This is a genomic window from Dehalococcoidia bacterium (assembly GCA_025060295.1).
Taxonomy (GTDB): domain Bacteria; phylum Chloroflexota; class Dehalococcoidia; order Lucifugimonadales; family HRBIN23; genus HRBIN23.
In genome coordinates this window covers 230,406-240,772 of the sequence record JANXCH010000001.1, presented here as the reverse complement: position 1 = coordinate 240,772, position 10,367 = coordinate 230,406, and the positions used below count along the sequence as shown (strand labels likewise).

Below are 10,367 nucleotides of genomic sequence, written 5' to 3'. Positions count from 1 at the left end.
CCTCTGTGCCCGCACCTCTTGAAGGGCGTTCTCCAGGCGTTGAATGCGCTTGCGGATAAGGCGACGGTCGGTCTCCAACTGGCTTTCGCCGGGCCCCCGGGTGCCGATGCCACCCCCAAGCCGCTCCAGGTGTGCCCACTGACCCACCAGGCGGGGCAAAAGGTACTGATGCTGGGCCAACTCTACCTGCAGACGCCCTGCGCGGGTGCGGGCGTGCTTGGCGAAGATGTCCAGTATCAAGGCGCTGCGGTCAATCACTTTGACCTTCAACGCTTCCTCTAGGTTGCGTTGCTGGCCGGGGGTCAGTTCATCGTCGAAGATGACCAGGGTGGCTTGGGTGGCTTCCTTCAAAGCCTGCAGTTCCTGGAGTTTCCCGCGCCCCAAGTAGAAGGGGCTGGGACGTTCTATGCGTTGCAAGAGCCGCCCCACCACCAGTGCCCCAGCGGTGTCGGCCAACTGGGCCAGTTCCTCCACCGAGTCCTCCAAAGGGATGGGGGGGTGGCTCCCCTTCACCTCCACTCCCACCAGGATGGCGCGCTCCTGGGGGGGCGTGGTAGAGTGCACCGTGTTCCGGATAGAGCTCCCTCCTTTCCCTTTACTTGCGGCGTGGCGGGATGCGCCAACCCTCCAGGCGACGCACAGCCCGCTCCAGGTCGGCGTCGGATAGGGTGAGGGAGAGGCGGATAAAGCCCTCTCCCTCCACACCGTACCCCCGTCCGGGGGTTACCACGATGTCCTTCTCCTCCAACAACATGGTAGCCAATTCGCCGGAGGTATACCCATCGGGAATGCGCGCCCACAGGTAGAGGCTGGCCTTGGGCGGTGTCAGGGCGAGGCCAATCTGCCTGAGCACGGGCACCAGGCGGTCGCGCCGCTTCTGGTAAATGGCGTTGCGCTCGGCCAAGTAATCCTGGGGACCGGTCAGGGCGGCGATGCCCATCTCCTGTATCGCTTGGGGGATACCCGAGTCCAAGTTGGATTTGATCTGGAACAAAGCATTGATGGCAGTCCCCGCCCCCACAGCCATCCCGATACGCCACCCCGTCATATTATAGGTCTTGGACAGAGAATGGAACTCTATGGCCACCTCTTTGGCCCCCGGCACCTGCAACACGCTGGGGGGGCGGTAGCCGTCATAGGCCACCTCCGAGTAGCAGTTATCGTAGAGAAGCAGAATATCCCAGCGTTTGCAAAAGGCCACCGCCTCCTCCAAAAAGGCCAGGTCGGCGATGGCCCCTGTGGGGTTGTTGGGATAATTCAGCCACAGCACTTTCGCCCGCCGGCACACCTCGGGGGGAATGGCTCGCAAATCCGGGAGAAAGCCGTTCTCCTCCCGTAAGGGCAGGAAGTAGGTGCTCGCCCCGGCGAACATGGTGCCCACGCTGTAGACGGGGTATGCGGGGTCCGGCACCAGGGCCACATCCCCAGGGTCAAGGAAGGCGAAAGCGGCGTGGCCGATGCCCTCCTTGGCTCCGATGAGGGGAAGGACCTCCTTATTCGGGTCCAGGACCACGCCAAAGCGGGCCTCATACCACTGGGCGATGGCGCGCCGCAAAGAGGGCAGACCGTCGGTCTCGGGGTAGCGGTGGTTAGCGGGGACGCGGGCAGTGGCGATGAGGGCATCCACGATATGGGAGGGGGTGGGGAGATCCGGATCGCCGATGCCAAAGGAGATCACATCCGCCCCCTGGGCACGCTTGGCGGCGATGCGCCGGGAGATTTCCACAAACAGGTAAGGGGGGAGGTTGTTCAGGCGTTGGGAGAGGCGCATGGGCTAGCCCTCCCCCCAGGGGCGGAGCCACTGCCCTTCAAACACCTCCTCCACCGGCCCCTCCAGGATCACCTCCCCCGCCCCGTCCCAGTGCACCGTCAGAACGCCCCCGGGGAGGTTTATGTCAACGGTGTCGTCAACATAGCCGTGCAAGCGGGCGGCTACAGCCACTGCACACGCTCCTGTGCCACAGGCCAGGGTCTCCCCCGCCCCCCGCTCCCACACCCGCACCTGCAAGCGCTTCCGGTCCCGCACATTCACCACCTCCCAGTTCACGCGCCGAGGGAACAGGGGATGGTGCTCGGCCAGAGGTCCGTAGCGGTGCAAGGGGAAGGTCTCCACCGGCTCGTCTAGAAAAGTTATGGCGTGGGGGTTGCCCATAGAAACAGCAGTGAAGGTGAAAGCCCTCCCCTCCAGCACCAAGGGCCAGTCAAAAGCCATGTCCGGCGGAGGGGAGCTGTAACCTGTGCCCCGAGGGGTGGAGCCATATAGGGTGGCAGCCCTCTGCCCCACCGGCACCAGGCGCTGGGAGGGGTCCACGGGCACTGCCTCGGCAGCGAGGATGGGTGCACCCATGCTGACCCGTGCCCGCACCACCTTTCCATTGTGCCAGAAAGGCTCCACGGTGCGCACGCCGGCTAAGGTCTCCACCCGCAGAGCTTTTTGGGCAGAGGGAACGATGCCCCGCTCCAGCACGAACTTGGCCAAGCAACGGATGCCGTTGCCACACATCTCCGCCTCGGAGCCGTCGGGGTTGAAGATGCGCATGCGCACCTCTGCCCGCTGGGAGGGCAGAACCAGAATGAGCCCGTCGGAACCCACCCCGAAGTGGCGGTGGCACACGGCCCGGGCCACCATCGGCCAATCCATGTCGCTGTTGCGGGCGTCGACCACCACATAGTCGTTACCCGCACCGTGCAGTTTGGAGAACCGCATACGGCTGTACCCTCCTCTCCTGGCGATTGTAGCATGGGGGAGACGGGGTGGGCCTTCACACAGTTGAACGCTTCCGCAAAAGACGCCATCTCCCTCCCAGGGAGAGAGCCAGGGGTCATCCCGCTGCCAAGATGGTGTGGACGGCATCTTCAGCATAGGGCACCCGGAAGCGATACCCCGCCGCCAGGGCGCGTTGGGGAAGCACCTTACGACTAAACAGGAGTTCCTGGGCCACGGGGCCAGCCAGCAGGCGCACAGCCCAGCCCGGCGTGGGCAGGAAGGCAGGGCGCTTCATGGCACGCCCCAGGATGCGAGCTAATTCTTTCTGCCGTATGGGGTGCGGAGCAGTAGCGTTGACAGGGCCGCGGATGTCCTGGGCCAAAGCCAACCGCACCAGGCCCACCAGGTCATCCATATGCACCCACGACCACCACTGTCGTCCCGAGCCCAACGGCCCCCCTAGCCCGAAACGGGCCAGCACCAGCAAAGGGGTCAAAGCCCCTCCCCCTGGTCCGAAGACGATGCCCGCTCGCAGGCACACTACCCGTATCCCCAAACCTTCGGCGCGTTGGGCTTCTGCCTCCCACGCCACACACACCTGGGCGAGGAAATCCCTTCCCGGCGGGGCATCCTCGGTGAGGGAAACCTCCCCCCCGTCACCATAGTAGCCTGTGGCGCTGGCCGAGACGAGAACCTTCGGGCGCGAGGGCAAAGATGCAAGAGCATTTACCAAGTTGCGTGTGCCCACCACCCGGCTGGCCCGGATAGCCTCCTTTTTGGCGCGTGTCCAGCGTCCCACAATGCTCTCCCCGGCCAGGTGCACTACGGCGTCGACCAGTCCAATACCCCGCAAGTCCAATGACGACCCCACAGGCTCCCACGCCACAGCGTGGATACCCGCAGGTAACCTCTGCAGAGCTGACGAGGGATTGCGGGAAAGAACAATCAGCTGATGCCCGTCGCGCACGAGGGCCGAGCACAGGTGCCGCCCGATGAACCCCGAAGCCCCCGTTACCAGGATGCGCACAGGTGCCTCCTCTCAATGCCCGTGTCCCTGCTACCATACTACAGGGCCGGATACGAGAACACAAAGAAAGTAGAAGAGGGCGACCTTCGCCCCATCTGCGCTCGTCGCGAGGTGGGAGGTGTTCACACGGGGTGTCAAAAGGGTGGGAGGAGGTGGACACGCCCCTTCGGCTGGCCTTGACACTCCGGCTTGGGGGAGTAGGATAGTAGAAACAAGGAGGAGAAGGAGAAGTCTATGCCGCGTCAACGCACCCCCCGCGAGGCTGACCTGGTGGAACGGGCTTTTCGGGTGCTCCCAGGGGGTACTTTAGGTAATGTCTACCTCCCCAAAGAGGAGGCCTTTATCATCAGCCGCGGCCAGGGCAGCCATGTATGGGATGTATCGGGCAACGAGTATATTGACTACCTGTTAGGGTCGGGGCCGATGCTATTGGGCCACGCCCATCCCGCCGTCGTGCAGGCGGTGCAGGAGGCGGTGGCCCAGGGGAGCACCTTCTTCCTGACCAATGAGCCGGCGGTGCTCTTGGCGGAGGAGATTACCCGTGCCGTGCCCTGTGCCGAGAAGGTGCGCTTCGTCACCAGCGGCACCGAAGCGGACTTTTTCGCCTTGCGTGTGGCGCGTGCGTATCGGCGGCGGGACAAAATCCTGAAGTTTGAGGGGGGATACCACGGTTTGAGTGACTACGGGGCGGTGAGCATCTTTCCCAAGAACAACCTCCCCTTTCCCCGAGGAGAGATCAACGCTGCGGGGGTGCCTCAAGTTCTGGCTGACCTGGTGCTGGTGGCTCCCTACAACGACTTGAAGACCACTGAGCACATCATTGCTCGCCACCACGAGGATCTCGCAGCGGTCATCGTGGAGCCATTCCAGCGGGTTATCCCCCCGGCGCCGGGATTTTTGCAGGGCCTGCGGGAAATAACCCAACGCTACGGCATTGTGCTGATTTTTGATGAGGTGGTTACGGGCTTCCGCTTCGCCTATGGGGGTGCACAGGAATACTATGGTGTCGTGCCGGACTTGGCCACTCTGGGGAAGATTGTGGGGGGCGGGTATCCCCTGGCGGCGGTGGTGGGGAAAGAGGCGATTATGCGCCACTTCGACCCCGCCCTCGAGGGCACCGACGGCTTTGTGCCTTTGGTGGGCACCCTGGCCGGCAATCCTATTGCCGCCGTGGCTGGCCTGGCCACTCTGCGGGAACTGCGCCGTCCCGGCACCTATGAGCGCCTGTTCGCCATCGGCCGCAAAGTGCGGGAGGGTTTGCAGAGGGCTTTGCAAGAGGTGGAGATTCCCGCCCACGTGGTGGGCGAGGATCCCCTCTTTGATGTGTTCTTCACGGCGGAACCCATCGTAGACTACCGCTCAACTCGTAAGGCCAACGCCCACCGTCTGGGGCGTTTCAACGCCCTTCTGCGGGAGCGGGGCATCCTGAAAGGCCAAAGCAAGTTCTACATCTCCCTGGCCCACACCGATGAGGACATCCTCCGCACCGTGTCTGCCTTCCGTGAGGTGGCAGGCTTGCTGTCGCAGGAGGGATAGGGGGTGTCCACAACCTATTCGCGCCGTTGAGGGGGGAAGGGGTGTGGGAAAAAACCAAAAACCCTGGAACACCCGTTTGTCTTGACAGTGGTGGGTGAGGCATTTATCTTGGGAAGCAAGGTAGCCACGGCAAGGGAAGTGGCCTCAAGCAGACTTGCTGTGGTGTGGGGGGCGGGGCTTGGCTCGTCTTTTCCCCGTCTCTAACTAAAGATTGTCCGCAGGGCTCTCACCCCTGACGCACCTTGAGGAGGGATTCCATGCGGATCGGAGGGGTATCTGTAGATCTCGTTTGTGATGCTCACTACAAGGTAGATGCGGGCGCCCTTTTTGGGATCATCCCCCGGGAAGAGTGGCTAAACAAGAGGGAGATTCGCGTCGACAAGCGTAACCGTATCCGCTTGGCCGTGCACTGTTTGCTGGTGCGCACCGCCGATGCCACCATCTTGGTGGACACTGGTATCGGTAACAGGCCAGACGAGGAGCGCAAGGGAAGGTTCCGGTACAGTACCTCTAAACTTTTGGGGCGGCTGAGGGCGAAGGAGATAACCCCGCGTGCTATTGATTATGTGATCTTGACCCACACCCACTTTATCAGTGCGGGGGGGGTCGTCCGCTTCAATGCACGGGGGGAGCTTTTGCCAGCGTTTCCCGGCGCACGCTATCTGGTCCAGCGGGCGTCCTGGCAGGAGGCCCTACATCCCAGCATTCGGCTCCAGGACCTCTATCGCACCGATGATCTGCTGGTCCTGGAGCGGGCGGGACGTGTGGAATTCCTGGATGGCGACACCGAGGTCGTCCCGGGTGTTTATGTCAAGGTAACGCACGGTTATTGTCGGGGGCACCAGGTGGTGCTGGTGAAGGCAGGGGGAAGCACAGTGGTCTACCTTGGAGCGTTGGCTCCCACCCCTCTGCACTTTTTGAATCCGGCCTGTGTCTCCGCCTATGACGCCTTTCCCGACGATACGGCGGCGTGCAAGCGGGAGTTTCTCACCCTAGCAGAGCGCCACGGGTGGATTCTGGTCTTCCCCTTCTGGGGCGATCTTCCGGCTGCTACCGTGGTGAGGCGCAACGGGCATCTCTCTTTGCGCCCCTATCCCATTTAAGGAGGCGGTATGCCCTCCCCGCTTCCGTCTGTGGTCATCAGGGTCTACTCGGACTACCTGTGACCCTGGTGCTATGTGGCCGCGGTGCGGCTCTACAAAGTGCAGGACGAGTTCGGCCGGGAGCGGGTAGCGCTGGTCATGCGCGCCTATCCCCTGATTCCTCGGGAGATGCCTCCCCGCCCCATCTCGCCCCACTCGGTGCGGGGGCGTGCCCAGGCTGGCCAGGAGGGGGCCAAGGACGGCCTCACCTTTGTGCCCTGGCCTCCGGACAAACCGTATCCGCGTTCCAGCATGCCAGCCCTCGAGGCGGCCAAATGCGCCCTTGCCCAGGGGGAAGAGGCGTTCCGCACATACGACCTGGCCCTGTTCCACGCCTTTTTCACGCGGGCATGGGACATTAGCGACCGAGAGGTGCTATTGGCTTTGGTGGAGGAGACGGGGCTAGAGCGGGCGTCCTTCCTGAAGGTCTGGGAGTCGGGGGAGCCGCGGCGACAGGTGCTGGCGGATGCCCAAGAGTGTGCCCACCGCTACGGCTCTTGGGCACAGGGTATCCCCCTCCAGACTTTCAACGACGGCCCACCCCTGGTGGGGTGTGCCCCCTTGGCCGTGTACCGACGGGCGGTGCTCCGCCACCTGGATCCGGCTTCCTTCATCGGGATGGCCCCGCCTCCGAGGCTGTAACTTGTTCCACCTTAGCCCACACCACTTCCCCCTGCACACTCACCAGGCGTGCGGGGGTGATGTGGTTGCCCAGGGCTACTGGCGCAAGGGTGCAGACCCGCACATAGGTATCGGTCAGGCCATACCAAAGGGTCTGCCCCGTGGGGAAAGGCTTGCCCTCCTCCCACAAAACGGGCCGCGTGCTCCCCACACTGTTTTGTCGATAGGCGAGGGCCTGCTGGCGCGCCAGCTCACCCAAGATGCCCATGCGCCACCGCTTCACCTCCGGAGGCACGGCATCAAAGAAGTAAAAGGCTGAGGTGCCCGGGCGTCGGGAGTAGGGGAAGAGGTGCATACGGGCGAAACCTACCTCTCGGCACAGGGACACGGTCTGCTGGAAATCCTCTTCCGTTTCACCGGGGAAGCCAACGATGATGTCGGTGGTAATGGACGCCATGGGGAGTCTGGTGCGGATACGCTCCACCGCATCCAGGTAGTCCCGGCGGGTGTAGCGTCGGCGCATACGCTGAAGCACAGAGTCGCTCCCGCTCTGGAGGGGGATGTGAAAGTGGGGGCAGAGGCGAGGGTCGCTCCACAGCGCCAGCAGGGTGGGGGTCAGTTCCTGGGGCTGAAGAGAGGACACCCGAATGCGGGGGATGGAGGTGCGGTGCAGAAGGGCCTCCAGAAGGGCCACCAACCCATTTTTGCCCCACTCGTATCCGTAACTGCCCAACTGGGTGCCGGTGAGCACCACCTCTTTATAGCCCTGGGCCTCACGTTCCTGCACGGTTCGCACCAGGTCGTCCAGGGGGATGCTCCGCTCCCGCCCCCGCACTTTGGGGACGATGCAGTAAGCGCACACCTGGTTGCATCCCTCCTGTATCTTGACAAAGGCCCGCGTGCGCCCCAACAGGAAGGGGGCTTCGGTCGGCACACCCGTGGCGCAGGGGGAGGAGTTCTCTTGGCCCAGAAGGGCTAGCACCTGTGTGGGGAGGCTCTCCTTGTGCGTGTTGCCCACGACGAGGCTCACCCCAGGGATGGCGCGCAGAGCCTCAGGGGCGCGCTGGGCCAAACAGCCCGTCGCCACGAGAAGTGCCTGGGGATGCCGACGGTGGGCCGACCGTAGGGCCTGGCGGGCCTTGGCATCGGCAGTGTGGGTAACGGTGCAGGTGTTCAGGATGTAGACCTCCACCCCTTCCGCATCGGCCGAGACTACTTGGTGGCCCAACTCCTGAAAACACCGGGCCAAGGCTTCGCTATCGGCTTGGTTGAGTTTACACCCGTGGGTCTCAATGGCCACGCGCATAGAAAGCCTCTCCGTTTTTATTGTAGGGGTTCTGCTACACTGGGCATAGAGCCCTGGGCTCCTAATGCGAGGTGCGTTGTGTCGGAGACGCTAGCGTCCTGGATTGAACGGGTGCGTCGCCTCGTCGCCTATCAGCAAGAGGCGCTAGAGTTCCTGGAGCGGGTGCGCCGGCAGTTCCCCCTCGCCACCCCCCAGCACGCCCTGGCAGTGGCACGCCTCTGGGCGCTGGCCGACGAAGTGGACCCCTTTTTGTGCACCCTCTTGGAGGAGTTGAATCGCGGTCTGCTGGAGGGCAAAGGGCAGATGGACACCACCCGGGGAGCATATACGCGGAAGGCGGGGGTGCCTCCTCTGCCCGGCTTGGAGGATGCCCCGGGCCTTTCCTTCTCGGCACGCCCTACGATGTGCTACGAGTGCACCTGGAGCCTCAAATGGGACGACGGTAAAGCGGTGGCGGTGCAACTGACGGTGGAGCCCGAAAACGACCTGTTCCGCGGGGCCGTGATAGGCCACCAGGCCCGTCTTGCCAGGGATGTTCCGTGTCCCCTGCGCCCTGGGGAGCGCCCCCGTTTTGAGGAGGGGGTACGGGAGGCTCTGCTGGAGTGCTTCGCCAGTGAGGTTATCAGCAGACCAGAGTCCCCAGACCTTCCCGCTTCTCGTGAGACACTCCCACCTGCACGCCGCTCGCGCAAAAAGCGGGACACGTGATGGCGTCCGAAGGGTGCGAGGGGGCGTTCCACGGTAGCCCGCCCGGAGGGATTTGAACCCCCGACCCTCGGGTCCGAAGCCCGATGCTCTCTCCACTGAGCTACGGGCGGGGCACACCCTCAGTATCCCTGGGCAGAGAGGGAGTGGTCAAGGGGCGGGGGAGGCCAGCCGGTCCACCGCCCGGCTAAATTCCTCCATACCGGTGGCCCGCAAGCGGCCGTCGGGCAGAACCTCTATGTCCCCCGCCTGGGCCAGGAACTCTACGTGGGCCACCACTTCGGTCACGGCAGGCCAGATGTTGCCGTCTGCCAACTGGCGCGGGGTAAAGAGGGCGCGGGTAACCGCCTCTACTGTTTGTTTGCCCTCTGCCACAAGGGAGAGAATGCGCTGCAGGCGTTGGCGATGGTGCTCCACGATCTCCCGTGCGCGGGCCGTCGTCAGGAGGTTGAGCCGCCCCCGCCGCAAGAGACGATGGGCGGGCAGAACCAGCAGATCCTCTCCCAGGGCCAGCACCCGGAACAGGGAACGGAGGTAGGTGGCAAGGCCGTAGTGCTCCCCCGTTCTGTGCCACTCGGGGGGAAGACGCTGCAACACCTCAGGGGGGTAGGAGGTCAACACCGTCGGATGGGGGGTGATTTCGGGGAGCACATGGTCGCCTGTAAAGAGGACGCCTCCCACCAACACGGAGATTTCGTCCGGCGAATGGCCCGGAGTATGGTAGAAGGTCATTCCCCCCCACTGCTGACCGTCTTGCAGGGTCGCTGCCACAACCGTCGACCGGCGTGCCTCCAGGTAGCGCTGGTGGCGCTGGAACTGGAGGGTGGTGTCGTGGGAGCGGGGGGAAACGTCCTGGCTGAAAAAGGCCCGTAACGATTGGCGTGCCAGAGAATTGCCGCGCCGTGCAATCTGCCAGGTGTCAAAGTGCAGGAGGTAGGCGTACAGGGGGTGCGTCCAGACCTGGGCGTCCAGAAGCCTGGCCAGGGTGCCCGCCGCCCCATCGTGGTCGGGGTGTCCATGCGTTACCACGATGCGCCGCACGGCGTGGGGCGCAAGGCCGAGATCCCGCAATCCCTGCACTACCACCTCGGCGCTTCCCAGAGCACCCGCGTCAATCAGGGTGAGGCCTTCCCCTTCCAAGGCATAGACCCAGGTGGGACCGGTAGGGGAGGGCCAATCTTGGGGGATGGCGGCGGTATGCACCACCAACCCCGAAGGGAAATGCAGGCGCAGGAGGGCACCGTTGCCCTGTCCGTCGCCCTCCCGAAGGACTTCTATTCTAGGGCCGTTAGGGGGAACCAGCGGCGTCGGCAACTTCTTTGA

Annotated in this window: 10 protein-coding genes and 1 tRNA gene; 4 read left to right on the top strand and 7 right to left on the bottom strand. The window is 63.8% G+C overall.

What is annotated here, in order from left to right; all coding sequences use genetic code 11:
- The 4 genes from hflX to NZ951_01245 form a co-directional block, all read right to left on the bottom strand.
- On the bottom strand, window positions 1–531 hold a 531-nt coding region (hflX, locus tag NZ951_01260), incomplete at its 3' end, for a GTPase HflX (GenBank protein MCS7206555.1).
- A 64-nt stretch (window positions 532–595) separates the two neighbouring features.
- The gene (locus NZ951_01255; protein ID MCS7206554.1) at window positions 596–1,771 is read right to left on the bottom strand and encodes an LL-diaminopimelate aminotransferase; all 1,176 of its coding nucleotides are present in this window, start codon (window positions 1,769–1,771) and stop codon (window positions 596–598) included.
- 3 nt (window positions 1,772–1,774) lie between these two features.
- Window positions 1,775–2,707, bottom strand: a complete 933-nt coding sequence (gene dapF, locus NZ951_01250) for a diaminopimelate epimerase (GenBank protein MCS7206553.1) — start codon at window positions 2,705–2,707, stop codon at window positions 1,775–1,777.
- A gap of 115 nt (window positions 2,708–2,822) precedes the next feature.
- Window positions 2,823–3,734, bottom strand: coding sequence for a TIGR01777 family oxidoreductase (locus NZ951_01245; protein MCS7206552.1), 912 nt, complete (start codon window positions 3,732–3,734; stop codon window positions 2,823–2,825).
- Window positions 3,735–3,968: 234 nt separating this feature from the next.
- Between NZ951_01245 and NZ951_01240 the strand changes: the two genes are divergently transcribed.
- From NZ951_01240 to NZ951_01230, 3 genes are all read left to right on the top strand, one after another.
- Entirely contained in the window at window positions 3,969–5,270 is a 1,302-nt protein-coding gene (locus tag NZ951_01240) for an aspartate aminotransferase family protein (GenBank protein ID MCS7206551.1), read from the top strand.
- A gap of 257 nt (window positions 5,271–5,527) precedes the next feature.
- A complete protein-coding gene (locus tag NZ951_01235; GenBank protein MCS7206550.1) occupies window positions 5,528–6,373 on the top strand; it encodes an MBL fold metallo-hydrolase in 846 nt (281 codons plus the stop codon).
- Window positions 6,374–6,457: 84 nt separating this feature from the next.
- A complete protein-coding gene (locus NZ951_01230) occupies window positions 6,458–7,054 on the top strand; it encodes a DsbA family protein (protein ID MCS7206549.1) in 597 nt (198 codons plus the stop codon).
- Here the strand turns inward: NZ951_01230 and mtaB are convergent.
- Window positions 7,023–8,339, bottom strand: a complete 1,317-nt coding sequence (mtaB, locus tag NZ951_01225) for a tRNA (N(6)-L-threonylcarbamoyladenosine(37)-C(2))-methylthiotransferase MtaB (GenBank protein MCS7206548.1) — start codon at window positions 8,337–8,339, stop codon at window positions 7,023–7,025. The genes NZ951_01230 and mtaB overlap by 32 nt on opposite strands.
- A gap of 78 nt (window positions 8,340–8,417) precedes the next feature.
- Here mtaB and NZ951_01220 point away from each other — a divergent pair, with 78 nt between their 5' ends.
- Window positions 8,418–9,047: a hypothetical protein gene (locus NZ951_01220; GenBank protein ID MCS7206547.1), complete on the top strand. Its 630-nt coding sequence runs from the start codon at window positions 8,418–8,420 to the stop codon at window positions 9,045–9,047.
- 37 nt (window positions 9,048–9,084) lie between these two features.
- Here NZ951_01220 and NZ951_01215 read toward each other — a convergent pair.
- Together NZ951_01215 and NZ951_01210 are read right to left on the bottom strand one after the other, a co-directional pair.
- Window positions 9,085–9,157 (bottom strand) — tRNA-Arg (locus NZ951_01215).
- A 37-nt stretch (window positions 9,158–9,194) separates the two neighbouring features.
- A complete protein-coding gene (locus NZ951_01210) occupies window positions 9,195–10,358 on the bottom strand; it encodes an MBL fold metallo-hydrolase (GenBank protein MCS7206546.1) in 1,164 nt (387 codons plus the stop codon).
- Window positions 10,359–10,367 lie beyond the last annotated feature (9 nt).